The organism is Amycolatopsis thailandensis, from assembly GCF_002234405.1.
Classification (GTDB): domain Bacteria; phylum Actinomycetota; class Actinomycetes; order Mycobacteriales; family Pseudonocardiaceae; genus Amycolatopsis; species Amycolatopsis thailandensis.
Genome location: NZ_NMQT01000032.1, coordinates 1 through 24,401, shown reverse-complemented (window position 1 = coordinate 24,401; position 24,401 = coordinate 1). Strand labels below are relative to the sequence as shown.

The 24,401-nt window shown below is 67.7% G+C and carries 24 protein-coding genes; 12 read left to right on the top strand and 12 right to left on the bottom strand.

The annotated features are described in order from the left end of the window. Complete coding sequence (locus CFP71_RS10230; protein ID WP_093933599.1) at positions 1-675, bottom strand: TetR/AcrR family transcriptional regulator; 675 nt, start codon at positions 673-675, stop codon at positions 1-3. A gap of 92 nt (positions 676-767) precedes the next feature. Between CFP71_RS10230 and CFP71_RS10225 the strand changes: the two genes are divergently transcribed. Further along, positions 768-1,493: an SDR family oxidoreductase gene (locus CFP71_RS10225; protein WP_093933598.1), complete on the top strand. Its 726-nt coding sequence runs from the start codon at positions 768-770 to the stop codon at positions 1,491-1,493. A gap of 224 nt (positions 1,494-1,717) precedes the next feature. On the opposite strand, the gene CFP71_RS10220 is transcribed toward CFP71_RS10225, so the two are convergent. Together CFP71_RS10220 and CFP71_RS10215 are read right to left on the bottom strand one after the other, a co-directional pair. Further along, positions 1,718-2,527 (bottom strand): RDD family protein, encoded by an 810-nt coding sequence (locus tag CFP71_RS10220; RefSeq protein ID WP_093933597.1) that lies wholly within the window; start codon positions 2,525-2,527, stop codon positions 1,718-1,720. Then, entirely contained in the window at positions 2,524-3,270 is a 747-nt protein-coding gene (locus CFP71_RS10215) for a hypothetical protein (protein WP_093933596.1), read from the bottom strand. The genes CFP71_RS10220 and CFP71_RS10215 overlap by 4 nt, the downstream gene beginning before the upstream one ends. A 105-nt stretch (positions 3,271-3,375) precedes the next feature. Between CFP71_RS10215 and CFP71_RS10210 the strand changes: the two genes are divergently transcribed. Then, on the top strand, positions 3,376-4,218 hold the full coding sequence (locus tag CFP71_RS10210; RefSeq protein ID WP_244199622.1) for a helix-turn-helix domain-containing protein: 843 nt from the start codon (positions 3,376-3,378) through the stop codon (positions 4,216-4,218). Here the strand turns inward: CFP71_RS10210 and CFP71_RS45520 are convergent. Continuing rightward, positions 4,191-4,607 (bottom strand): DUF397 domain-containing protein, encoded by a 417-nt coding sequence (locus tag CFP71_RS45520; protein WP_093933594.1) that lies wholly within the window; start codon positions 4,605-4,607, stop codon positions 4,191-4,193. The genes CFP71_RS10210 and CFP71_RS45520 overlap by 28 nt on opposite strands. On the opposite strand from CFP71_RS45520, the gene CFP71_RS10200 reads away from it, so the two are divergent. Next, positions 4,606-5,382, top strand: coding sequence for a helix-turn-helix domain-containing protein (locus CFP71_RS10200; protein ID WP_093933593.1), 777 nt, complete (start codon positions 4,606-4,608; stop codon positions 5,380-5,382). The genes CFP71_RS45520 and CFP71_RS10200 overlap by 2 nt on opposite strands. 66 nt (positions 5,383-5,448) lie before the next feature. Here CFP71_RS10200 and CFP71_RS10195 read toward each other — a convergent pair whose 3' ends face one another. From CFP71_RS10195 to CFP71_RS10185, 3 genes are read right to left on the bottom strand one after another with little or no spacing between them, the layout of a single operon-like run. Further along, positions 5,449-5,769, bottom strand: a complete 321-nt coding sequence (locus CFP71_RS10195) for an amphi-Trp domain-containing protein (RefSeq protein WP_244199621.1) — start codon at positions 5,767-5,769, stop codon at positions 5,449-5,451. An 18-nt stretch (positions 5,770-5,787) separates the two neighbouring features. Further along, entirely contained in the window at positions 5,788-6,387 is a 600-nt protein-coding gene (locus tag CFP71_RS10190) for a formylglycine-generating enzyme family protein (RefSeq protein WP_093933592.1), read from the bottom strand. 12 nt (positions 6,388-6,399) lie between these two features. Then, positions 6,400-7,545, bottom strand: coding sequence for a Cmx/CmrA family chloramphenicol efflux MFS transporter (locus tag CFP71_RS10185; protein ID WP_093933591.1), 1,146 nt, complete (start codon positions 7,543-7,545; stop codon positions 6,400-6,402). Between the two features lie 396 nt (positions 7,546-7,941). Between CFP71_RS10185 and CFP71_RS10180 the strand changes: the two genes are divergently transcribed. Both CFP71_RS10180 and CFP71_RS10175 read left to right on the top strand, forming a co-directional pair. Beyond that, positions 7,942-9,021: an NAD(P)H-dependent amine dehydrogenase family protein gene (locus CFP71_RS10180; RefSeq protein WP_093933590.1), complete on the top strand. Its 1,080-nt coding sequence runs from the start codon at positions 7,942-7,944 to the stop codon at positions 9,019-9,021. Continuing rightward, complete coding sequence (locus CFP71_RS10175; protein WP_093933589.1) at positions 9,018-9,497, top strand: carboxymuconolactone decarboxylase family protein; 480 nt, start codon at positions 9,018-9,020, stop codon at positions 9,495-9,497. The genes CFP71_RS10180 and CFP71_RS10175 overlap by 4 nt, the downstream gene beginning before the upstream one ends. A 399-nt stretch (positions 9,498-9,896) precedes the next feature. On the opposite strand, the gene CFP71_RS10170 is transcribed toward CFP71_RS10175, so the two are convergent. Beyond that, entirely contained in the window at positions 9,897-11,516 is a 1,620-nt protein-coding gene (locus CFP71_RS10170; protein ID WP_482746719.1) for a GMC oxidoreductase, read from the bottom strand. A 141-nt stretch (positions 11,517-11,657) separates the two neighbouring features. On the opposite strand from CFP71_RS10170, the gene CFP71_RS10165 reads away from it, so the two are divergent. From CFP71_RS10165 to CFP71_RS10155, 3 genes are all read left to right on the top strand, one after another. Beyond that, positions 11,658-12,023, top strand: a complete 366-nt coding sequence (locus CFP71_RS10165) for an RNA-binding S4 domain-containing protein (RefSeq protein ID WP_093933588.1) — start codon at positions 11,658-11,660, stop codon at positions 12,021-12,023. A 123-nt stretch (positions 12,024-12,146) separates the two neighbouring features. Continuing rightward, positions 12,147-14,483 carry a cellulose binding domain-containing protein gene (locus CFP71_RS10160; RefSeq protein WP_244199620.1) on the top strand — a complete coding sequence of 779 codons (2,337 nt, stop codon included), beginning with the start codon at positions 12,147-12,149 and terminating at the stop codon, positions 14,481-14,483. Further along, on the top strand, positions 14,480-15,559 hold the full coding sequence (locus CFP71_RS10155) for a right-handed parallel beta-helix repeat-containing protein (protein ID WP_244199619.1): 1,080 nt from the start codon (positions 14,480-14,482) through the stop codon (positions 15,557-15,559). The genes CFP71_RS10160 and CFP71_RS10155 overlap by 4 nt, the downstream gene beginning before the upstream one ends. A 44-nt stretch (positions 15,560-15,603) precedes the next feature. Here the strand turns inward: CFP71_RS10155 and CFP71_RS10150 are convergent, their stop codons facing one another. Continuing rightward, the gene (locus CFP71_RS10150) at positions 15,604-16,407 is read right to left on the bottom strand and encodes a class I SAM-dependent methyltransferase (RefSeq protein WP_093933585.1); all 804 of its coding nucleotides are present in this window, start codon (positions 16,405-16,407) and stop codon (positions 15,604-15,606) included. A gap of 50 nt (positions 16,408-16,457) precedes the next feature. Between CFP71_RS10150 and CFP71_RS10145 the strand changes: the two genes are divergently transcribed. Further along, the gene (locus CFP71_RS10145) at positions 16,458-17,030 is read left to right on the top strand and encodes a TetR/AcrR family transcriptional regulator (RefSeq protein ID WP_093933584.1); all 573 of its coding nucleotides are present in this window, start codon (positions 16,458-16,460) and stop codon (positions 17,028-17,030) included. Positions 17,031-17,074: 44 nt separating this feature from the next. On the opposite strand, the gene CFP71_RS10140 is transcribed toward CFP71_RS10145, so the two are convergent. The 3 genes from CFP71_RS10140 to CFP71_RS10130 all read right to left on the bottom strand — a co-directional run bounded on the left by CFP71_RS10140 (position 17,075) and on the right by CFP71_RS10130 (position 19,480). Next, positions 17,075-17,908, bottom strand: a complete 834-nt coding sequence (locus tag CFP71_RS10140) for a bifunctional 5,10-methylenetetrahydrofolate dehydrogenase/5,10-methenyltetrahydrofolate cyclohydrolase (protein WP_093933583.1) — start codon at positions 17,906-17,908, stop codon at positions 17,075-17,077. Continuing rightward, a complete protein-coding gene (locus CFP71_RS10135) occupies positions 17,905-18,528 on the bottom strand; it encodes a cyclodeaminase/cyclohydrolase family protein (RefSeq protein WP_093933582.1) in 624 nt (207 codons plus the stop codon). The genes CFP71_RS10140 and CFP71_RS10135 overlap by 4 nt, the downstream gene beginning before the upstream one ends. A 121-nt stretch (positions 18,529-18,649) precedes the next feature. Beyond that, positions 18,650-19,480: a peptidoglycan-binding protein gene (locus tag CFP71_RS10130; protein ID WP_093933581.1), complete on the bottom strand. Its 831-nt coding sequence runs from the start codon at positions 19,478-19,480 to the stop codon at positions 18,650-18,652. Between the two features lie 173 nt (positions 19,481-19,653). Between CFP71_RS10130 and CFP71_RS10125 the strand changes: the two genes are divergently transcribed. From CFP71_RS10125 to CFP71_RS10115, 3 genes are all read left to right on the top strand, one after another. Then, positions 19,654-20,109, top strand: a complete 456-nt coding sequence (locus CFP71_RS10125; RefSeq protein ID WP_093933580.1) for a hypothetical protein — start codon at positions 19,654-19,656, stop codon at positions 20,107-20,109. Between the two features lie 189 nt (positions 20,110-20,298). Further along, positions 20,299-22,632, top strand: a complete 2,334-nt coding sequence (locus CFP71_RS10120) for a chitobiase/beta-hexosaminidase C-terminal domain-containing protein (RefSeq protein ID WP_093933579.1) — start codon at positions 20,299-20,301, stop codon at positions 22,630-22,632. Between the two features lie 141 nt (positions 22,633-22,773). Beyond that, positions 22,774-24,066: an aldehyde dehydrogenase family protein gene (locus tag CFP71_RS10115; RefSeq protein WP_093933578.1), complete on the top strand. Its 1,293-nt coding sequence runs from the start codon at positions 22,774-22,776 to the stop codon at positions 24,064-24,066. The last annotated feature ends 335 nt before the right edge of the window (positions 24,067-24,401 follow it).

The window sequence follows — 24,401 nt, the reverse complement described above, 5'->3', positions numbered from 1 at the left end:
TCACCGCGCGACGCGATCGAGCCACTCGGCGAGCATCGCGTGCTCTGCCGGGGTCAGCGCGTCCCCGGGATCCTTCTCCAGGGCGGCTTTGAGCGCGATCGCACGACTGGGGATGTCCGAAGCGGCCTCCAAACTTTCGGCGGTGATGGTCGCGATGACGTGTTCGCGCGCGGCGGTGATCAGGTCCGCGTCGCGCTCTTCGGGTGGGCTCGCGATGAGCGAGAGAATCACGCCCATCCCGGTCGCATGCACCAACTGGGCGGCTCGTTCGACCGGTACGCGCAGTCTTCCGGCCTCGGCGATGCGTTCGACGATCCGGCGGAGCATCGCGTCCGCCTCCTGGCGTGCTTCGCGGACGCGGGGTTCGCCGTACATGAGCATGTAGAACGCGGGCTGGGACAGACCGAACTCGACATGCAGATCCCAGCCGCGCCGGAGGTCGTCCACCGGGTCCTCGGTCTCGCCGAGATGGTGCTTCTCGCACAGGTAACTCTGGAAGCCATATGTGGCGACAGCGTCGAGGAGGCCGTCCTTGTCACCGAAAGTGCGGTAGAGCGTGGGTGCTTGCACTCCCGCGGCGGCGCTGACCGCACGCGTCGACAACGCGTCTCGCCCGCCCTCCAGCAGAAGTTCCGCCGCCGCGCGGACCAGCCGGTCCTTCGTCGTCAACGTCATGTATCAACGATAACACTCATCGGGTAGCACTGGTTCTGTATCGGTGATATCTTGATAGCGTTATCAATGGAAACACCTGATGGGAGCGCATCATGACACGCGTAGCGATCGTCACCGGCGGATCGCGGGGCATCGGCAGGGAGTCCGCCGAGCGGCTGGCGTCCGACGGATTCGCGGTCGTCGTCGGATACGGCGGCAACAAGGACGAGGCGCGGGCCGCGGTCGACGCGATCACCGCTTCGGGCGGCCAGGCGATCGCGGCGCAGGCCGACGTCGCCGACGAGAACGCCGTCTCGGCGCTGTTCGACACCGCCGAGAAGACCTTCGGCGGGATCGACGTCGTCGTCCACGCCGCCGGGACCATGTATCTGGCGCCGGTGGCCGAACTGGATCTCGACCGGCTGGACCGGTTGCACCGCACCAACATCCGCGGCACCTTCGTGGTCGACCAGCAGGCCGCGCGCCGCGTGCGCGACGGCGGCGCGATCGTCAACTTCTCCACCTCGGTGCTCGGTCTCGCCCTTCCCGGGTACGCGGCCTATGCCGCCACGAAGGGTGCGGTCGAGGCGATCACCCTGGTCCTCGCCCGCGAACTGCGCGGCCGCGACATCACGGTGAACGCGGTGGCCCCCGGTCCTACAGCCACGGCGCTGTTCCTCGACGGCAAGGACGAAGAGACCGTCGCGCGCATGGCCGCGCAGCCGCCGCTCGAACGCCTCGGTACGCCGACAGACATCGCCGAGGTCGTCTCGTTCCTCGCGGGCCCGGCCCGCTGGGTCAACGGTCAGGTTCTCCGCGCCAACGGCGGAATCGTCTGAGGGAGGTCTCGTCGTGAGCGAAAAGATCATCGTCATCACCGGCGCGTCCAGTGGCTTCGGCGCGCTCACCGCGTCGTCCAGGCGCCCGACGCGGTGAGCGTCCGTTCCGCGTGCACATCGATCCGTCGAACGACGGTTCCGGGGAGGTCAGTGCCGTGGCAGACCGGATCCGCGAGCGGTTCCTGAAGCGGATCGGGCTCGAAGACCTGCTGCGACCCGCCCGTTCATGACGGCTCGTCGTCGCGCCTTATCGCCTGACGGCCTCGTTCCCGCACCTGCTGGAAGGTCGCCTGAGCCTGCTGGGAGAGCTGTTGGACCTGCGGCGCTTGCCAGGCTTGGCGAGCGCGCGCCACTCCACTGTCCAGGGCGCGCTGCTGGAACTCGCGGGCTTGCCGCAGTTGTTCCGTCCAGGTCTTGGGCACCACGACCGAACCGGTCCGCCGATCGTGCCAGGAGGTCTTGCCCGCCGGTGACATCCGCAGGACGGCGCATTCGACGGCCGAGAAGATCAAGAGCGCGACGCCCGCCAGCATGAGCAGCACGCTCAAGGTGAGGACGGCCGCGATGAGCAGCACCCAGCCGAGGCCGGGGACGAGGACCGTAATGGTGGACCGCGCACAGATCCGGCCGAAGCTCAGCCGTCCACCGTCGGCGCCGCGCACCGTCAGCGCGAAGGCCGCCTTGCCCAGGGTGCGTCCCCAAAGGCGGGTGAGGAGAACCTCGTACGCCATGATCAGCAGAACCTGGACGGCCAGTGTCAGGGCGATGTAGAAGACGATGTCGCTCCACAGTTCGCCCGCCTCGTCGCCGGCGGCGTCACCGAGCGCGCCCCAATCACCGAACACGGACTTGAAGATTCCCTTGCCCGCCAGCGTGAAGCCGTGTTTCGTGGCTTCGGTCTGGATCTTTTCGGCGGTCAGGAACCAGAGTGGCGAGGTGACCAGCCAGGGTACGAGCCAGTCGATCCAGCGGGCTCCCCACCGGCGGGCCGACGTCGGATGTGGCGGGAACAGTGTCCCCGGCGGCTGGATCATCGTCCCATCCCCGGCCGCACTCGCCTGTCCCACAACGGGTTCTTGACCGCGTCCCACCACATCAGCGCGGCGAGCAGCCCGGCCGCGATCTCCATCGGGTCGAAGCGGAAGACGAGGTTCAGGTCGTCGAGTTCAGCGACGGATTCGACCAGGCAGGCCACACCGACGACAGCTGCGGACCAGCGATTGCGAAGAAGGAGGGCGATCAGACTGAGGATCACGGCGATGGTGGCGTCGACGACCAGCATCGTCACGGTCGCCATGACGATCTTGACCAGGAGTACGCGGAGCAGGGCGAGCTCGTTTCGTTCATCCTTCGGGAGCTTGCGCCGCGTATCAGCCGGATACTGGGAGAGCTGAAACCGTTCGTCGAACTTGTCGAGCATCGCCGGGTAGGCGGCGCCCCAGATCAGGAAGACGAGGAAGCCGACGAGGATCAAGCCGGTGTGACCGTCTTCGGCCGCCTTGTACTTCCCGAGGAAGAAGGTGGGCACCAGTGCCGCCAGTCCGGCGATCACCAGCAGAGCGGTCGAGACGCGGCCCAGGCCGTGGAACCTGGAGCTGAGGAGCAGGATCAGCGGGGGGCCGATGACCAAGACTCCGTAGACCAGTCCCGTTTGCAGGAACCAGAGGGCGAGGATCGCCGTCGTCAGCCAGAAGACGGGATACAGCAGCCATCTGCCGAGGCGATCGACCACCTCCGGGACACCCTCGTCGATCAGTTTGTGCAGCCCATCGGCCATGACCTGTCCCCTCGTGCAAATATTGCATTCTGCATGGACGCTAGCGAGTGGCGGCCAGTAGTGCAAGATTTGCATTGTGTAGTTTTTGCTTCGATAGGAGTTCGAGTGCCAGAGACGTCTGACGCGGTGGAAGATCGTCGCCGGTTCGGTCGCGAACTCAGGCGTCTGCGCGAGCAGGCGGGCCGGACGCTCGACGAGGCCGCCGCGCGGCTGGAATGCTCGGCCGCCAAGATCAGCCGGATCGAGACCGGCCAGGTTGCCGTCCGGCCGCTGGACCTGCGCGAACTCCTGGACTTCTACGCGGTGGCCGGTGCCCGCCGGGCGGCGATGCTCGCGGTGTCGAGGCAGCGGGGCAAACGGCCGGACCTCGACGGTGTCATCTACGACGGCTACAACCTCTACCTCGGCTACGAGGAAGAGGCCGGTGACATCCGCGAGTACCAGCCGCAGTGGATCCCCGGTTTGCTGCAGACGCGCGAGTACGCGCACGCGCTCTCGCTCGCCGCCGGCTCGACACCCGAGGTCGCCGAGCGCCGGGTCGCCCTGCGGATGGATCGTCAGGCGCTCCTCCGCAGGGAGAAGCCGCCGCACCTGTCGGTCGTCATCGACGAAACGGCGCTTCGCTGTCCGGTGCCCGAGCCGGGACTGATGGCAGCGCAACTGCTGCGTCTGGCCGACGCGGCGGGGGACCCGCACGTCACCGTGCGGGTCCTGCCGTCGTCCGTGGGAATGCACCCCGCCCAGGCGGGCGGGTTCATCATCCTGGGCTTCCCGCGTCCCGAGGATCCGGACGTCGTCTACACCGACGACCTGACCGAGGGACGACTCACCCAGGATGCCGACCGGGTGAAGCAGTACCTCACCGCGTTCGATCGGGTCCAAGAGCTGGCGCTGGCGCCCGCGGACTCGGTCGAACTGATTCACGAGGTGGCGGAGTCGCATCCCTGACCGTCCGCCGTCCCGGAACAATGGCGGACGAAAGACGACCAGCTCCCCGGGGAGACCACGAACGCGGGGCCGGGATCCTTCGAGTCCCGGACGCCGACCCCCGATTCCAAGAAGGCGACTTCCACGCAGGTCGGTCCGCCTCCGCATCGACTGCTCTTGAACCATGCAGCGCCGGTGAGATCCTGTGTCACAGGAGTTCCTCCCTCATTTGTTTCTCCGGATGAGGAAAGAGCGTGGAATACTCCGCCGTCGCGACGTCGGGGAACTTTGTCGCGACAGCGCACAACTTGTTCACCAGCGGAAACCTGGCCGCGAATGCCCACCGTTCGCGGTGTCGCTAACCTACCTCTGCGCGGTCGCGCAAGCGCTGAGGGACAGGGGAGCGCCATGGAAGTCCGGGGCGGCGATTCCGGTGACATCGCCGACGTCGAAGAGCTCGGTGCACTGATCAAACGGCTCCGGGACAAACGGAGCCTGACCCAGGACAACCTCGCGGGCCGCGCGGCGAAACACGGTCTCCGGATCAGGCGTGAACGAATTTCGGAAATCGAGAACGGCAGACGCGAACCGCCGACCCAACGCGAGTTGCGGGCCATTCTTCTCGGCCTTGGGCAAACGGAAGAGACGGTAAGGCGATTGCAGGGCCTCCTCGCCGGGACTGCCACTCAGCCACCGGAAGGCGACGTCGTCGAACTCGCTTTCGGCGATCCCGTGCGGCAGCCGCCCCCGGCACCTCACCGGATCGGCTTCGGTCATCGGCTCTTGCTGCTGCTGTCCGGCGCGGTGGCGGGGGTGCTGATCGCGACCGGCGTCGCCGGGGTATGGCCGTGGACGCTCATCTCCTACGAGGGCGAACTCCAGGTGAACGTCGGACGCCCGAACGGTGCCGACGCGCAGGGCACCTGCCCACAGCGGAGCACCGATGTCCGCGATCACCGCGACGACACTGCCGGGTCGATCTGGTACCGCGAGTGCCAGGACTACCTGGAGATCTGGGTGACCGACCACATGAAGGACGGCCGCTGCGTCTGGGCGATCGTGCACTGGAGCAACGGCATCGTCGACTCGTCGAAACGGGCTTGCCCGGCGGGCAAGATCGAGTTCTCGAAGATCGGCAAGTACGCGCCCGACTTCTGGATGGAGCTGGTCGCGAGGCCGACCTAGAGAAGAAGGACGGGCCCGCGATGGAAATGCGGGCCCGCCCGGTTCCGGTCCTTTGTGGACGGAAAGTCAGACGACGGTGCCTTCGGAGTCGTCGTCCGAGTCGGTCTCCTCGATCTTCCACTTCAGCTGGAACTCGACCTCTTCCTCGCCGTCGCCGCGCTCGTGCTCGATCGAGAACTGCGCGCGGGCGGGGACGCGGAACCGTTCTCCGGCGATCTGGATACGGAACGAGGTCTCGGACTCGAGAGCGTCGGCGAGCCGGCGCAGTTTCGCGACGACGTCGGCGGTGGAATAGACGCGTTCGACGTCTCGGGGAGCGGTCACGGTTTCCTCCAGGTTCCGGCACCCCGGCGGGGTGTCCGTGACGTCATTCAATCGCGTGATCATCAAGGACTCCAGCCGGGGTCACAGTGATCTGGCGAGACGGAAGCCGACGTCGTCGACGTGGAAGGTCGGGTGACTACGGCGCCGCACCGATGCCCGGCAACTCCACTGTTCGTCGAACCAGCCACCGCCCCGCAGCACCCGGTACTCGCCGTACACCTCCGCGTCGTACACGTCCCAGCACCATTCCCAGACGTTGCCCAGCATGTCGTGCAGGCCCCAGGCGTTGGGCGTCTTCCCGCCGACCTCGTGCACGGACTCCGCCGAGTTCTCGCGGTACCAGGCGATCTCGTCGAGCGGACCGTAGCGAGGTCCGGTCGTGCCGGCGCGGCAGGCGTGCTCCCACTCCGCCTCGGTGGGGAGGCGGTAGCCGTTCGCGGTCCGGTCCCAGGTCACCTCGGGCTCCAGCCGGTAAGCCGGAGTCAGCCCTTCACGTTCGGACACCGTGTTGCAGAACCGGAGGGTGTCTTCCCAGGAGACCTCGACGAGGGGGAAACGGCCGGACCCGCGGGTGACCGGACAGGGCGCGAGCAGGTAGGACTCGACGCCGACAGTCCAGCTCCGCTGCGTCCGCCGGTCCGAAAGCGTGACCTCGCCCGCCGGCACGGTGATCATCTCCATGATCCGCCGATGCTACCCAGAGAGTGGTACTTCCTTCCGTCGGACGAGCAGAAGCGGAACGAGGGCGATCGACGCGCTGATCCAGACCGCGTGGCGATAGTCGCCTGTCGCTTCCGTGACGAAACCGGCGAGGACCGGCCCCAGGAACGCGCCCGCGTTGAGCGCGACCGTCGCGAACGAACCACCGAGTGTCGGCGCGCCCGGAGCCACGTGCATGACCCGCGCCACGAGCGCGGAACCGCAACCGAAGGACAGTCCACCTTGGACGGTCGCCATGGCGAACAGGGCGACCGGATGTGCTCCGGTCGCGGCGAGCACCGCCCAGCCGACCGGCAGGGCGCACAACGCGACGACCAAGCCGCGCTTGAGTTCACCATCGCCCGTACGGCCGGCCACGGTGACCCCGACGAACGCGCCGACACCGAATGCCGCCAGCAAGGCGGAAACCGCGCCGGCGGGGAGATGGGCGACCTCCGTCGCGATCACCGCGAGGAACGCGAACGTCGCGAAGGTCGCGCCGTTGACCAAGGCCGCGAGGATCATCGCACGCCGGACGGGAGGCGCCTTCACCTCGCGTACTTCGCGCCTGATGGAGACGTCATGCGGGCCCGCCGCGTCGGCGGGCGCCGAACGGAACACCAGCACCAGCGCGGGTAGGCACAACGCGGCGACCGCCCAGAACGCGGATCGCCAGCCCGCGAGATCGCCCAAGATGGCTCCGGCGGGTACGCCGGCGACGCAAGACAGCGTGATGCCTGCCAGCAGTACCGAGGTCGCTCGTGCCTGTTTTCCCGGTGGCGCCAAGGCGACCGCGACAGGCATGGCGACGGCGAGAAACCCGGCGTTGACGATCGCCGCGACGATCCGCGTGCCGAACAACACCGGAAAGCTCGTCGTAACGGCGCCGACGACGTGCACCGCGACGAAGGCGGTCAGAAACCCGGCCAAGGCCCGGCGGCGAGGCCAGCGCGCACTGAGTACGGCCATGGCGGGAGCGCCGACGATCATTCCGACGGCGTACGCGGACGTCAGCGCGGCCGCCGCGCCCACGGGGACGGACAGCTCACCGGCGATCCCCGGCACGAGACCGGAGGCCATGAATTCGGAGGTGCCTTGCGCGAAAACGGCAAGGCCGAGGACATAGACGAACAGAGGCAACGGACGACTCCCCAACAGAAGACGAGCAGGAGGAAGCCGTGCACGGGACAGGAGGAAACCCGGCCGGGCGCACGGAACAGCGCTCGGTCATCGGAAAGCGGGTCATCGGAAAGCGAAGAAGGCCGCTACCTAACGGCCGGACAGGACGACACGCCGCCGGATGACCGGCGGCGAGGTTCTGTCCGACTCAGGGCTCGTCACGAGACCGCACACTACACAGGGCCGTCGGTGGCCGTCGAGAGGATTGCCGCTCACCGACGAAAACGGCGCTCGTTCCGCGTGCCGGAACGCTTTCGTTGCCGCCTCGAATGAACCCGAGTAATGCACTCTGACCTGCGGTTTTCGTGATTGTTTCGGTACTGGGAACCGATCCGGGATTCGGTTAACCTCGACTTCATGATTCCCACAGTTGTCTGGGGTACAGGCAACATCGGCCGTGCCTCCATCCGGGCCGTCGAAGCGCATCCGGCGCTGGAACTCACCGGTGTGCTCGTACACGACTCCGCGAAGGTCGGTCGCGACGCGGCCGCGCTCGCGGGAGTCGACGGCGAACTGGGTGTGGCGGCGACCGATGACGTCGAAGCGGTTCTGGCGGCGGGTCCGCGGGCGGTGGTGTACGCGGCTTCCGGTGACATCCGGCCAGCGGAGGCGCTGGCCGACATCGTCCGCGCGATCCGGGCGGGGGCGGTGGTGGTGACACCCGCGCTCTACGCGTTGTACGACCAGCGAAACGCGCCGGAAGAACTGCGGGAGCCGGTGCTCGCGGCGATCGCCGAGGGCGGCGGCTCGCTGTTCGTCTCCGGTGTCGATCCGGGCTGGGGCAACGACATCCTCCCCTTGCTGATCAGCGGGCTCGGCACCACCGTGGACGCGGTCCGCTGCCAGGAGATCTTCGACTACTCCACCTACGACCAGCCGGACTCGGTTCGCTACCTGGTCGGCATGGGACAGCCGATGGACTATCAGCCGCCGATGCTGGCCCCGTCGGTCCCGACGATGGTGTGGGGCGGGCAGGTGCGATTGATCGCCCGCGGCCTCGGTGTCGAACTGGACGAGATCCGCGAGACGCTCGACCGCCGTCCGCTCGACGAAACCGTGACCACGCGGGCGATGGGGGAGTTCGAGGCGGGTACACAGGGCGCGGTCCGATTCGAAGTGCAGGGGATCGTGGACGGAGAACCCCGCATCGTCATCGAGCACGTCACCCGTATCCACGCGTCGTGCGCGCCGGACTGGCCGACGCCGCCCAGCGGTGACGGGGCGCATCGGGTGATCATCGAAGGCCGTCCCCGGATCGAAGTCTCGGTCGAGGCCACCGACGAGGGCGAAAACCGGTCGGCCGGCGGCAACGCGACCGCGGTCGGCAGGCTGGTCGGCGCCATCGATTGGCTCGCGGACGCCAAACCCGGCCTCTACGACGCACTCGACGTCCCCCTGCGACCGGCCACCGGCAAGCTCGGAAGGAGCGCGCGATGAACATCAACATTCCCGAGGGCAAGGACCCGATCGGCTACGTATGGGGCGAGATGGTGCCCGGGATCGGTGTCGCGGCGTCGAATCTCTCGCTCGCGGTGTACGCGCACACCACGCTGGGACTTCGCGAGTTCGAGGCGGCGCGGCTGCGGATCGCGCAGATCAACGGCTGCGTCTTCTGCCTGGACTGGAGGACCGAACGCGACGGCGTGAAGGTCGAAGAAGAGTTCGCCGACGCGGTGACCGAATGGCGCACCACCGACGCGTTCGACGAGCGGACCCGGCTGGCCGCCGAGTACGCCGAACGCTACGCCATCGACCACCACGGAATCGACGACGAGTTCTGGAAGCGGATGGCCGAGCACTACAGCCAGAAGGAAATCGTGGAACTGAGCATGAGCATCGGTTCCTGGCTCGCCTTCGGGCGGCTGAATCACGTCCTGGGGATCGACACGGTCTGCGTGCTCCCGAAGTTCTGAGCCCGGCGGGGAGTGTCCCGGGCTCCACGCTCCGATGCGCTCCACCCAGAACCCGACGTCGCGAAAGCCCCTTTCAGGACATCAGACGTCCCGAAGGAGGCCTTGCATTTGTGTACCTACGCCTGACCTGCGCGGGAGGCGTCCGCGTGCGCTGGGGCGACGGTGAAGGAATCGGGACGTTGAATGTCCCGATTCCTTCACCGTCGCCAGGGCGCCCGGTTCCGGATCTTGATCAACGGAAGATCCGGGACACTCAACGTCCCCATCCTCCGTTGATCAAGGTCGTACCGGTCACGTCCGGTGACAGACGAGGCGCACCAGGCCACCCCAGCGGGTAAGCAAATGTGAGTCCGCTAAAGCGGCTTTCGCGGCACTCGAAAACGGCGGACGCGAGCGGACTCACAGGTCGGTCGCGACGATCTTTTCGATGTTCCTTTCCGCCAGCGCGGTAATGGTGACGAACGGGTTCACCGAGGTATTACCCGGAATCAGCGCGCCGTCGATGACGTAAAGTCCCGGATAGCCGTGGAGCCTGCCGTAATTGTCGGTCGCCTTGCCGAGCACCGCGCCGCCGAGCGGGTGATAGGTGAGATGGTCGCCCCAGATCTTGTACACGCCGAAAAGGTCCGTCCGGTAGATCGTGCCTTCCTTGGCGTTGATCTTGTCGAAGATCGTCTTCGCCATAGCGATCGACGGCTGCTTCCACGCGGTCTGCCAATCGAGGTCGACCTTGTTCGCTCCGGCGTTCCACGAGAACGTCCCGCGGTTGGGGTTCTTGGTGATCGACAGGTAGAACGAGGCGTAGGTCTCGATGCCGGTCGGCAAGGGCGCGACCTCGGCGAACGCGCCGCCCGCGGCCCAGTTGTCGATGCCCGCGGTCGGGATGGACGATTGCAGTGCCCCGGTGGCGTCCCACATGTGGTTGGCCCGGCCGCACATGACGTTCCCGTTGTCACCCCAGCCCTTCCCGACCTCGTTGTTGAGGTTGGGCAAGGCTCCGGTGGCCTTGAGTTTCACCAGGAGCTTGCTGGTGCCGACGCTGCCCGCGGCGAAGAACACCTTGTCCGCGGTGACGGATTTCGTCCCGGTGACCGTGCCGGCGGTGTCCAGCTGCTCCATCACCACGGTGTACCCGCCGCCGGAAGCCGGCGTGACCGACGTGACGCGGTGCAGCGCCGAGATCGTCACCCGGCCGGTCGCCTTGATCCGCGGGAGGTAGGTCTGCTGCAATGATTTCTTGCCCGCGTTGTTGCCGTAGAGGATCTCCCCGGCCAGCGCGGACCTCGGGACCGTGCCCGCCTGCTCCTTCTTCATGTAGTCCCAGTCGTACACGTCCGGGACGAACAGGAACGGGAAACCCGACCGCTGCGCGTGTTTCCGGCCAACCCGCGCGTACTGGTAGCACTCGGCGGTCTCGAACCAGTTCGGGTCGATGGTGGCGACGCCGAGGCCCGCGTTGGCGCGCGGGTAGTAGACGCCGTACATCTCGTCGGCGTTGACCGTAGGCAGGACGGAGCCGAAGTTCTCGCGTTTCGGTGTGACGGCCATGCCGCCGTTGACCAGCGAACCGCCGCCGAGACCGCGACCTTGGTAGACGGTGATGCCGCTGAACTCCTCGGCGTCGAGGATCCCGGTGTGGCGCGGGACGTCCTTGTCCAGCGGGAAGCCGAGGAAGTTGCTCAACGGCTGTTTGGTCCTCGTCCGCAGCCAGAAGGACCGATAGTCGGGAGTGGTGGTGTTGGCGAAGATCTTGCCGTCCGTACCCGGGGTGTCCCACGCCTTGCCGAGTTCGACGAGGTGGACGTCGACGCCCGCCTCGGCGAGCCGGAGCGCGGCGACGCAACCGCCGTAGCCGGAACCTACGACGAGCGCCGGAATACGCGCGGCGTCACTGATCGAACTTTTCGCGGAGGCGGTCCCTCCCAGGGCGGCTGCTCCTAAGATAGAACCAGTTCCAGCAATGAAAAGACGGCGGGATAACTGTCCGGAAGGGCTTCTCCACATGGCTTCGTCGCTCACGTGATCTTCCTCACCGTTGAGGGATTTAGAACAAGTTATACCTGCGGCCCTGTCGGGTGGCAATAAAGGTGGGAGTTCTTTCCGGGCGTCCGGCCCAGGTGGCCGGGCATCGTGCCGGTGGATGGGCCACTATGTACTGCTGTGGAGTCCACTCGAGTTGATCGCTGGCTGTGGGCCGTCCGGCTCACCAAGACGCGCCCGGATGCCGCGGCGGCTTGCCGCGGCGGCCATGTCCGCGTGAACGGCAAACCCGCCAAACCCGCCACCACGGTCGTGGCGGGTGACGAGGTGCGCGCTCGGGTCCACGACACCACCCGGATCCTGGAAGTGACGCGGGTGATCCAGAAACGTGTCGGCGCCGCCGACGCGGCGACCTGTTTCATCGACCGGACGCCCGCGCCGCCGTCCGAGTCCGCCGTGCCGGTCGCGCGACGGGAACGGGGTGCGGGCCGGCCGACCAAACGGGAGCGCCGGGTGCTCGACCGTTTCCGGTCGGGAGAGAACTGATCTCGTTCACATACGTGGACGCTATTCACATCCGTTGACGGGTGACAGGCACGTGAACTATAAAGAGTGAGTCCGGGTGTACACGCCGCAACACCTTCCGTCAGTCCGTCACGGAGGTTTCGGGTGTCCCGAAAAAGTCCTCTTCGTCGTGCCGTCCTACCGGCGGCCGCCGCCGTGGTCGCCACCGCCGCGCTCTTGCAGGTACCGCCCGATGTGGCGGACGCGGCGCCGGGACCCGGCGCGCTGCCCGGTCTCGACGTCGGCGCGGCCAATCGCCGCGCGCCGGTCGCGGGGCTCTACGACTGGTCCAAGGCCGGATATCGGGGCGGCGCCGCGCTGCCCGGCTCCGCCGAAGTGAACCCTGACGCGACCTGTCAGGTCACCGCGGCGGAGCTGGCGAGCCAGTACAACGTCAAACCCGGTGACGGCGCCGACGACACGAACGGGATCCAGGCGGCGATCGACGGCATCAAGAGCGCGTGCTCGCCGTCCGGGAGCTACAGCAGACTGAGCACGATCACCTTCCCAGCCGGCCGGTTCGACGTCACGCACGAGATCCACGTCGACGCCGACTACCTGATCCTGCGCGGCGCGGGCAAGGAGGCGACCAAGTTCGTCTACAAACCCGACGCGAACACCCTTTACGACACTCTCACCCCGGACGGCTCCGACTGGGACGAGGACGGGATGACCTCGGGTGCGGGCAAGGGCGGCTGGCTCTGGCCGGGGCGCGGTCTGTTCCGCGTCCAGTCCAGGGGGGTGAATTCGTCGTACGCGAGCGACTACGCGTCGGCGCCCGCCAACCGCAAGGACATCTTCGAGGGCACGGTCAACGTCCACTGGAAGGCCGGGGTGAAGCTGCGCGGCAAGCCGGGGGACACCGCGTTCGCCGCCAGGACGGGGGACAAGGTCGTCCACCTGGCGAGCAGCGGCGCGCTGACCTCGCTCGCCGCCGGGAACCTGGTCAACATCCGCGCGGCCAACTCGCTGAAGTTCTACGAGCAGCAACAGGCCACGCCGACCACGTTCCCGTTGCTGAACATGCACATGCGCCAGCAGATCTTCACGATCACGGCGCTCGACACCGCCGCGCGCACGATCACCCTCGACAAACCGCTCGAGTACGACGTCCCGGTGAACTCCACCTCGGACGGTTCGGCGCCGATCGACGGCGCCACCTACGACTCGAAAGCGGCCCCGCTGGTCGACCCGGTGCTCGGTGTCGGGTTCGAGAACCTCGGTTTCACCCAGGACATGCCAGGCCTGAACCCGCCGGAGGCGAACAACAACTACGGGAACATGGCGCCCGCCGCGGAGATGCACGGGATCGTGTTCAAGTGGGCGGCGAACTCGTGGGTGCGCGGCATCCGCGCGGATATGACCGGTTCGCATCCGATCGTCACCGAGGAGGCCAAGAACCTCCAGATCGTCGACAACGAACTCAACGGCTCCTGGAACAAGGGCAAGGGCGGCAACGGCTACTTCCGCGGCTCCCGGGTCTGGGACTCGCTCTACGCCGGCAACACCTCGACCCTGATGCGGCACTTCACTTTCCAGTGGTCCGCTTCGGGCAACGTGGTGATCGGCAACTCGTTCGACTCCGACCTGAACCTGCACGGCGGCTGGGAACGCAACAACCTCTTCGAACTCAACACGGTCAAGGTCCCGTACGCGCATCGCTCCGGGAACTGCCGGGCGAACTGCGGTGAAGAGGGCGGCGGCGGTCCCGACGACTCGAACTGGTTCCCGATCTGGTGGGGTGCGGGCAAGAAGGCCGTCAAATGGTCGGGCGCGTCCGGTCCGCGCAACGTCTTCTTCAACAACGCCATGACCAAACAGCTCGCGGACAACGGCCCGTATAACGACTTCTACGCCGACCGGCACCGCGTCTACGCCTTCGGGTGGGACGGCACCGCGTACAAGCACCTCGACGTCGGCGGCACGCCGATCGCCGACTGGGCGAAGAACGAGCAACGGGACTACAGCGGCGGTCACGGGGTCGACGCGTCCAAGACCGACGCCGCGGCTTCGCTGTTCCTGAAGTCCGTCGACGGAACCCCGCCGCCGTCGTCGACGGGGCAGACCTCCACCACGACCACGCCCACCTCGACGACTCCGACCACCGCGACCTCGTCGAACCCTGGCGCGTGCCTGACGGCGGCATTCGTCCGTAAATCGGTGTGGGACAGCGGCTACGGCGGCGGGTTCACCGTCACCAACACCTGTTCGGCCGCGGTGGGTTCGTGGACGGTCGAGTTCGACCTGCCCGCCGGGACGTCGGTGACCAGTTCCTGGAGCTCGGTGCTGACCAAGACCGGCCAGCACTACCGGTTCGGGAACGCGACCCACAACGGCAGCGTCAAACCCGGTGGCACGGCGACGTTCGGCTTCAACGCCGCCGGTCAGGGACTCCCGGTCGCGTGCACGATCGCCGGAACGAAATGCGGAGGCACGGAATGACGAGGAAACGACTGCTCGCCGCTTTCGCGGCCATGGCGTCCGCGGCGGGTCTGTTCGGCGCCGCCGTCACCGCCGCGTTCGCCGAGGGTTCGGTCCCGGACGGCGACGTCGTCGATGTGGGCACCGCGGCGCAGTTGCAAGCCGCGCTAGCCGCCGCGAGCCCCGGCCAGACGATCCGGCTGGGCGCCGGAACCTACCGAGGTTCGTTCGTGGCCACGAAACCCGGGACGGCGACCGCTCCGATCACGGTGACCGGGCCGTCGACGGCGGTCCTGATCAACGACGGCCCGTCGGGTGAGGCGCCTTCCTGCCCGGCACCGACGGCGGGCTGGGACTCCGGGTACGGACTCTGGCTTTACGGCGCGCCGTACTGGCATCTGCAGGGCTTCACCGTGCAGGAGTCCAAGAAGGGCATCGTCGCCGACGATTCGCACCACACCGTGATCGAAGGCGTGCGAGTCCACCGGATCGACGAGGAGGCCGTCCACTTCCGCCGTTCCTCGGCCGACAGCGTCCTCCGTGACTCGACGATCAGTCACACGGGTCTCGTGCAGGCGGGATACGGCGAGGGCGTCTACCTCGGCTCGGCGAACTCGAACTGGAAGTGTCACGGCAACTCCGGCGGGGTCGACCGTAGCGACCGGATCCAGGTGCTCGGCAACCACATCGGACCGTACGTCGCCGCGGAAGGCATCGACGTCAAGGAAGGCACCGAGGGCGGCGTCATCCGGGGCAACACCTTCGACGGCCAAGGGGTTTCCGGGCAGAACTCGGCCGATTCCTGGGTCGACGTCAAGGGATTCGGCTACGTCATCGAGGGCAACACCGGCACCTTCGCCTCGCCGGGGACGTTCGCGAACGGCTACGAGACGCACAACCCCGGGACCACGCCGTCGTTCCCCAACGGCTGTGGGAACGTCTGGCGGGACAACAAGTCCGACCTCGGCGGTGTTGGCCAGTACGCCATCAAGATCACGTCGACGTCGAAGTGCTCGGAACGGCCCAACGTGGTCTATGCGTCCAACACCGTGTCGAGGGCGGTGAACGGGCTGACCAACGTACCCGTCACGCCGTGACGGATGCCGGTGGCGGGAGCGGCGCGGCTCCCGCCACCGGCGAGTCAGTTCCGGACCGCGGTGAGCGCGACGGTGGCGTACCTGGTGGTGAACCGGCCGCCCATTCGGTCGATCGCCGCTCCGACTTCAGCGAGGATCTCTTGTCGCACTGTGGATTCGACCCACGTCAGCGAGCCGAACGTCGGGAGCTGGTCCAGCCATTCGTCACGGGTGTAGACCCGGTCCCAGTCGTAGCGGCTTCGTTCCGGCCCGCCGAACCCGCCCGCTTCACGCAGGCCGTCGGCGATCTTCACGATGAGTGGCTCATACGGGTCAGAGGGCTGTTTCGGCACGCTCTTGAGGTCGATCGGCGCATCCGGCACGAGCCGCCGGTAAGCGTCCGCCAAGGCGTCCGCGACCTCTTCCGGCGGTTCGGGTACGTGCCAGAACACGGACAGGAGTCCGCCAGGGCGTAGCACTTCGGCGGCCTTGGCGGCGCCGGCCACCGGGTCGACCCAGTGCCAGGCCTGGCCGGAGACGAGCAGATCGAATCGGCGCCCGGCGGGATCCCAGGTCTCGAACTTCGCGACTTCGACGTCGATCCCGCTCCGGCGGGCGAATTCGGCCATCCGCGGGTCTGGTTCGACGCCCAGGACGTGACAGCCCGCCGACTGGAACTGGCGCGCTTCGATCCCGGTGCCGATACCGACGTCGAGGGTGTCGCGGCCGGGGGCGGCGGCGATGAGGTGGCCGATGAGTTCCGGGGGATAGGCGGGCCGGGTCCGGTCGTAGCGCTCGACGTCCGCGCCGAAGGACTCCGCGGCCTGTCGATACCGGTGAGGCTCCTGCCCCGAAGGTAGAGTGGGCATGCGCCCACCTTAAGTGGGCACGTGCCCACTCGTCAACGCAAGGGAGCCGTATGCCGACCGGGGTAGCCCTGCGCGCCGTCCGCGCGCAGTTGTTCGACGCCGCCGAACGTGTTCTGCTGCGGGACGGGCCGAGCGGTCTCACCAGCCGCGCCGTGACCACGGAGGCGGACTGCGCGAAAGGCGTGCTGCACAGGCATTTCGACGACTTCGACGGGTTCCTCGCCGAGTTCGTCCTCGACCGGATAGACAAGCTGGACGAGAAAGGGCTTCGGGAGGCCGTCGGCACCGGGACCGTCGTGGACAACCTCACGGCGGCGCTCACCGCGGTCTTCGAGTCGGTCGCGGTCGCCATCGTCCCGCTCGTGATCTTCCGTGACGAGCTGCGCGCCCGGTTGCGCCGCGAGTGGCCTGCCGGGGTCCCGGTGCTGACCCAGGCCGCCGTGATGATCGGCGGCTACCTCGAAGAGGAACGAGGCCAGGGCAGGATCGCCGAGGACGCCGACGTCGAGACGCTCGCGGCCACGCTCATCGGCGCCACGCATCTGCTCTTCGCCGACCGCACCGCGCCCGCGCCCGAGACGGCGCAGGTGCGGAAGGTGGTGGAAACGGTGATCGGGGCATGAAAAAGCGGCGAGTCCTCAGTGGACTCGCCGCTTCTGCCGGTGTGTCAGGACTGCGCGGCGGTGACGGTGTGCCGCAGCAGCAGCGACGTCGTGACCGGGCCGACGCCGCCGGGGACCGGCGTGATCGAGCCCGCGATGCCCTCGACCGCGGCCTGGTCGACGTCGCCGACGAGCCCGCCTTCGGGCGTCGGGTTGGTGCCGACGTCGATCACCACGGCGCCGGGCTTGACGTGGTCCGCGCCGGCGAAATGCGCGCGGCCGACGGCCACGACCAGGACGTCCGCGGTCTTGGTGACCGCCGCGAGGTCCTTGGTGCGGGAGTGGCAGACGGTCACCGTCGCGTTCTCGCCGAGCAGCAGCAGCGCGGCGGGCTTGCCGACGACGGTCGAGCGGCCCACGACGGCGACCTGGGCGCCGGTCAGGGCGACCTGCTCGCGCTTCAGGATCTCCAGCACCGCGGCGGCGGTGGCGGGCGCGTAGGTCGGGAGGCCCGCGGCGAGACGGCCGAGGCTGACCGGGTTGGCGCCGTCGACGTCCTTGCGCGGGTCGATGTGCGCGCCGACGTCGTCGAGCGTCACACCTTCGGGCAGCGGGGTCTGGCAGATGATGCCGTGGACCGCCGGGTCCGCCGACAGCTTGTCGAGCTCGCGGGTGACGTCTTCGCCGGTCGGCTTCTCGAGCTGGACCACCCGGCAGTCGACGCCGACCTTCTTCGCGGCGCGCTCGATCGAGCGCACGTACCAGGCGGTCGCGTCGTCGTCGGTCGGCACGAGCACGGCCAGCGTCGGGACGGTGCCCGATTCACGCAGCTTGGCGGCGGTCTCGGTGACCTCGGCGGTGATGGCGGCGGCGATCGCGCGCCCGTCGATCAAGGTCATCGGGCGAGCCTTTCGCGAACCTGGGAGATGAGGGCGTCGGCGCGCCCGGCGGCGGGGAGGTACTCGGCGAGGCGGGCCTCGGTCTCCTTGCGGAGCTGCTCGTCCGACATGGACGCGAGGTTGACCTCGACGTTGACCACGCCCGACTCGAGTGCCGACTTGGCGGAGGACGCCGCGACCGCGATGTCGGAGATGACGTTGACGTTGGCGCCTTCGAGGATCGAGGCGGCGACGTCGACGACCTCGGCGGCGAGAGCGGCCGTGCGCAGCGGGACCTCGGCGGCGCCGACCAGGGCGGCCTGGATCGCGGCGGTGCGGGCCTTCTTCTCCTCGTCGGTGGCCTTCGGGAGTTTGTACGCGGCGACCACCGCGTCGAACGCGGCGGCGTCGTCGGCGGCGAGGCCGAGCGCGCGCGTCCGGAGGTCCTCGGCCTTGCCCAGCGCCTCGGTCATGGTGGCTTCGTGCTCGGCGTACTTCGGCTTGCCGATGGTCAGGTTGCACACCATGGAGACCAGGGCGGCACCGACCGCGGCGTTCATCGCGGCACCCGCGCCACCACCGGGCGTCGAGGCCTTCGAAGCCAGCTCGTCGAGCCACTGACCGACCGGTTGAGCCTCCACGCGTTGTTCCCTTCCCGCTGGTTTTGCCGTCGCGCCGAAGCCTACCCGGGTGTTCCCGGGCAGCCTGAAGGCCACCTTCGCGACGATCGACGCCGGTGAAGGTGGCCTTCGGGCAGCGGGGTCAGGACCGCTGGTACTCCTCCCAAGTGAGCTTCGGGGAGACGGCGGGGCCGTCGTCGGAGCCCCGGCCGGCGAGACCGTTGTAGCCGAGGTAGTAGTCACCGGCCTGGTGCTGCGCGCCGGACGAGAGGTCCGGATCGGACAGTGCGATGGCGTGGATGTGGTAGGCGAAGCCCTGGGCCGGAGTCCGGACCCAAGCCGCGAAGCCCACCTGGCGGAGCTTCCGCGCGACGTCGGTCCGCGTGGTCGAGGACATGCCTTCGACGCCGATGTCCAGCGCGCCGCCACCGTCGTGCGTACCGGCCGAAGCGCCGACGCCGCCGGGGTTGTACGAGCCCTGCGTGATGGTGAGCTGCCTGCCGAGCAGACCCTCGGCCTTCACCAGCATCGCCTTGGTGCGGGTGTTCATCGTCTTGCCGTGGTAGGTCAGCCGGCTACCCGCCGCGACCGTCGCGGTCACGGTGTACCGGCCGTCGCCCAGCTTCTCGAGCGACGTCTTGCCGGGCAGGCCGGAAGCGTCGATCCCGGTGTAGCCCAGCGACTTCTGGTAGCTCGAATACGCCGTGATCGTCGACGTGCCGAAATGACCGTCGACGTACTGCTGGTCGAGCAGTCCCTTGGCGGCCAGCGCCTGCTCCACCAGCAGCACACTGTCCTTGGCACCCGGAGTCAAGGCGCTGTCGGCCCGGCGCGGGTCGATCTGCGCGGCCTTGAGCACCGCTTCCATGCTGGCCGCGGGCAACGCGGCCGCGGTCACTTCGGCACTGGCCGGTGCGGCCACGCCGAAGGAGAGCGCGGCCGCTGTCGCGACCACGGCAACCTTGGTCAACAATTCCTGCCTCCTGAACGGACTTCGTTTGTCCGGCCAGCATGGGCAGGGCGAATACAAGGGCCATACAAACGAACTTCTCTCGCGTCCGCGTTGTCGCCCGGTCGGGTGTCGCTCCGGCGAAACCCGGGGTGACCTGATAAGACTCTCGGTGGACGCCGAAAGGTCGAGATCCCATGGTGCTTCGTACTTCGCCACCCTCTAGGGCTCATCTCAGACTGCTCGCGGAGGCCGACGCGGCCCCGCCGGCCCGGCGCCGGGACTTGTACGCCGAGATCGCCGACCGTCGCTTGGCCGCGATCCTCGCCGCCGAAGACGTGGCGGAGGAACACGGGTTGAGCGCCCACGTCCGGACGACCTGTTACGTCCACCGCTGCTGGGTGCACCAGTGCGTCTCGGATCCGATGCACGTCCTGATCGTCACCGGGCACCGGTGGTGCCGCCGCTGCGATCGCACCGTCGACGTCGAGATCGACGAGACCTTCCCGGGATCGGTCGAGCTCTCGTGTGACGGCTGCGGTGTCCCGCCGGACACGGTCGCGAACCGCGAGGTGCTCCTGGCCTGCCGGACCAGCCTGAGGGCCATGCACGGCGGGGAAGCGTCGACGCTGTACGTCGTCCCGGAAAGCTGAGACACGTCCGATCGCGCCGTTCGGTGACGCCGAACGGCCGCCTTCCTGTCGGCTGACAGGCCCAGTCAGTGGTTTGGACCACCACTGTTACCGAAGCGTGATCTGGACATATCTCGCGGACCGTTACTTTGTTGTGGCGCGCAACGAATTGCTTCGCCCGTGGATTTCCAACGCCGGAGGTGTCACGACGTGGACCGGATCTTTGTGCAGCCCAAACGGCGGAAAGGGGTCCGGGGCGCGCTCGCCCTAGGCCTTTCCGCGCTCCTGATCGCCGCGGGTCTCGGCGGTGCCACCGCCGCGGCCGCGGACTACAGCCAGAGCGCCGCGTCCTTGAACGCGAGCCAGGCGCAGTTCTCCTTCACGCCAGCGACGGCCGCGCGGTACGTGGACATCCACTACACCGGCGTCCCGGGAGTGGGACAGCAGAACGTCCGCATGACCGACAGCGGGGGCACGTGGCGGCACACCGTCGGTTCGCTCGCGGCCGGCACGGTGCTCGACTACTGGTTCACCTACGAGAAGAACGGGCCGCAGTACGACACCCCGCACTTCGGCTACACCCATGGCGGCAGCGGCACGACCGTCGCTTCGCCGACGTTCGACCCGCCGGGCGGCAGCTATCCGAGCGCCCGTTCGGTGACGCTGACGTCCGCGACCGCGGGCGCGACCATCCGGTACACGGTGGACGGTTCCACGCCGACCGCGTCGTCCACTGTGTACACCGGCCCGATCACCGTCTCGGCGTCCTCGACGATTTCCGCGATCGCCCTCAAGTCCGGCTCCGCGAACTCCCCGGTGGTGTCGGCGAGCTACACGATCGGATCGACGCAGGCGACCTGCCCGGCTCAGGCCGAGGTCCCCGACTTCGGTCCCAACGTGCGGATCTTCGACCCGGGCATGTCGGCGTCGTCGATCCAGGCCAAGCTCGACGCGGACTTCAACGCGCAGAAGGACACCCTGACCGCGCAGTTCACCGAACGCCGGTACGCGCACCTGTTCAAGCCCGGTGTGTACAACGGCATCCACGACGACGTCGGCTACTACACCTCTGTCGCGGGGCTCGGCCAGAACCCGGGCGACGTCGTCATCAACGGTGACGTGACCGTCGACGCGTTCAACGAGTCGGACAAGGGTGTGGCGCTGCAGAACTTCTGGCGCTCGACGGAGAACCTGGCCGTCGTGCCGAGCAGCGGCGCGACCCGCTGGGCCGTCGCGCAGGCCGCGCCGTTCCGCCGGATGGACATCCGCGGCGGACTGAACCTCTTCCCGGCCAGCTACGGCTTCGCCAGCGGCGGCTATACCGCCGACAGCAAGGTCTCGGGCAAGACCGCGTCGATCTCGCAGCAGCAGTGGTACACCCGGGACAGCAGCTACGGCAGCTGGGAGGGCGGCGTCTGGAACATGGTGTTCTCCGGGACTAACGGCGCCCCGGCGAACACCTTCCCGAACCCGCCGGAGACGACGCTCGGCACCACGCCGGTCTCCCGCGACGTCCCGTACCTGTACCTGGACGGGTCCGGCAAGTACCGCGTGTTCCTGCCTTCGTTGCGTACCAACGCTTCCGGGCCGAGCTGGGCCAACGGCGGCACCCAGGGCAGCTCGCTGCCGATGAGCCAGTTCTACGTCGTCAAGGCGGGGGACACGGCGTCGTCGATCAACAACGCCCTCTCCCAGGGCTGCAACCTGTTCTTCACGCCTGGCGTCTACCACCTCAGCCAGACGCTGAACGTGACCAAGGCCAACACGGTCGTCCTCGGTGTCGGCTACCCGACGCTGGTGCCGGACAACGGTGTCGACGCGATGAAGGTCGCCGATGTGGACGGGGTCCGGCTCAAGGGTCTGCTGTTCGACGCCGGGACGACCAACTCGCAGTCGCTGCTCACCGTCGGCCCGGCCGGCTCGACGGCGAACCACTCGGCCAACCCGACGACGTTGCAGGACGTGTTCTTCCGGATCGGCGGTCAGATCGCCGGGAAGGCGACGAACAGCCTGATCGTCAACAGCCGTGACACGATCATCGACCACATCTGGGCCTGGCGGGCCGACCACGGCAACGCGGGGACCTACGGCTGGACGATCAACACCGGCGACACCGGCGTGGTCGTCAACGGCGACAATGTGCTGGCGACCGGCCTGTTCGTCGAGCATTACCAGAAGTACCAGGTGATCTGGAACGGCCAGAACGGCAGGACGATCTTCTTCCAGAACGAGATCCCTTACGACGTCCCGAACCAAGCGGGCTGGAAGAGCCCCAATGGGCTCAACGGGTACGCCGCCTACAAGGTGGGGGACAACGTGACCACGCACGAGGCGTGGGGCCTGGGCAGCTATTGCTTCTTCAACGACAACCCGGCGGTGAACCTGTACCACGCGTTCGAGGTGCCGAACCGCTCCGGCGTCCGGTTCCACAACATGGTGACGGTCTCGCTGAACTACAAGGGGACCATCACCCACGTGATCAACGACGCGGGGGCGGTGACGCCGCCGGACACGCGGCCGAGCAACCTGGTGAGCTACCCGTAGCGCTCACCTCTGTCCGTGAAGGACTCCTTGAGGGACCCAGAGTCCCTCAAGGAGTCCTTCACGGACTTCGTCCTTGATGTATAACGACCTATACTGCCCGGCGTCAGGCAGCGATTTCGGTTCGCGGTTAGGCTCGGGTCCATGATCAGCAAAGAAGTCGGTGACCTGCGCGAACTCTTCCGTTCCGGCGTCACGAAGCCGGTGGCCTGGCGGCGGAAGCAGCTCACGGGCTTACGTGCGCTCCTGAGCGAGCAGGAGGACGTCTTCCTGAAGGCGCTCTACGCCGATCTGCGCAAGAACGCCGTCGAGGCCAAGCGCGCGGAGATCGCGCTCGTGCGGAACGAGATCGACCACACACTGGAGAACCTCGACTCCTGGCTGAACCCGGAGCCGGCCGACATCCCGCGGCCGCTGCGACCGGGCGACGGCCGGGTCGTCCGCGAACCGCTCGGCGTCGCACTGATCATCGGGCCGTGGAACTACCCGCTGCAGCTGGTGCTCGCGCCACTGGTCGGAGCGCTGGCGGCGGGGAACTGCGCGGTCGTGAAGCCGAGCGAGCTGTCGCCGAACACCTCGGCCGCGATCGCGGCACATCTGCCGACCTACGTCGAAGGCGTCCGCGTCGTCGAGGGGGCGATCCCGGAGACGACGGCGTTGCTGGAGCAGAAGTTCGACACGATCTTCTACACCGGGAACGGGACCGTCGGCCGGATCGTGATGACCGCCGCGGCGAAGCATCTCACGCCGGTCACGCTCGAACTGGGCGGGAAGAGCCCGGCGATCGTCGAGCCGGGCGCGGATCTCGCCGTGACCGCGCAGCGGCTCGCCTACGGCAAGTTCGCCAACGCGGGCCAGACCTGCGTCGCGCCCGACTACGTCCTCGCGATCGGCGACACCGGCCCGAAGCTGGCGCGGCACCTCGCCGAGACCGTCGAGGCGATGTTCGGCGAGGACCCGGCGACCAGCGAGTCCTACGGCCGGATCATCTCGACCCGACACTACGACCGGCTCGCCGCCTTGCTGGACGACGGGACCGCGGTCGTCGGCGGAAAGGCCGACCGGGACGAAAAGTACATCGCGCCGACCGTGCTCACCGGCGTTTCCCCGGACGCCCCGGTGATGAAGGACGAGATCTTCGGCCCGATCCTGCCGATCATCGAGGTTCCCGACCTCGACGCGGCGCTGGCGTTCGTCAACGAACGCGACAAGCCGCTGGCGTTGTACGCCTTCACCGAGTCGGACGAAACGAAGCGCCGGGTCGAGACGGAGACGTCGTCCGGCGGGCTGGTGTTCGGAGCGGCGATCATCCACCTCGCGGCGCCCGAACTGCCGTTCGGGGGAGTGGGCGAGAGCGGGATGGGCCGCTATCACGGTCGCTATTCGATCGACAACTTCAGCCATGTGAAGGCGGTACTGGACAAGCCCCTCGGGTAGCTCGCAGGGGCAAAGGTGTCCTGTTCGCTTCCTACTTGGGATGTTGCGAAAGCCACATTCACAACCTTCAACGTTGCGAAAGTGGCTTTCGCAACGCCGCCGACCCGCCAGACCGCGCCGAGCCGAGGTATGAGCTGCGGCGGAGCGCAAGTCCGGTCCGTGAAGGCCTCCTTCCCTACCCTGAAGGTAGTGAAGGAGGCCTTCACGGATCTCGTGATCACCATTTTCACCCCACATGCACCAGCGGCCACAGTGGCCGCGCGTGAAGGCCCCCTTCCCGCGGCTCAGCCAAGGGAACTCGACCTTCACACCTTCCCCAGTACATGAAGGCCCCC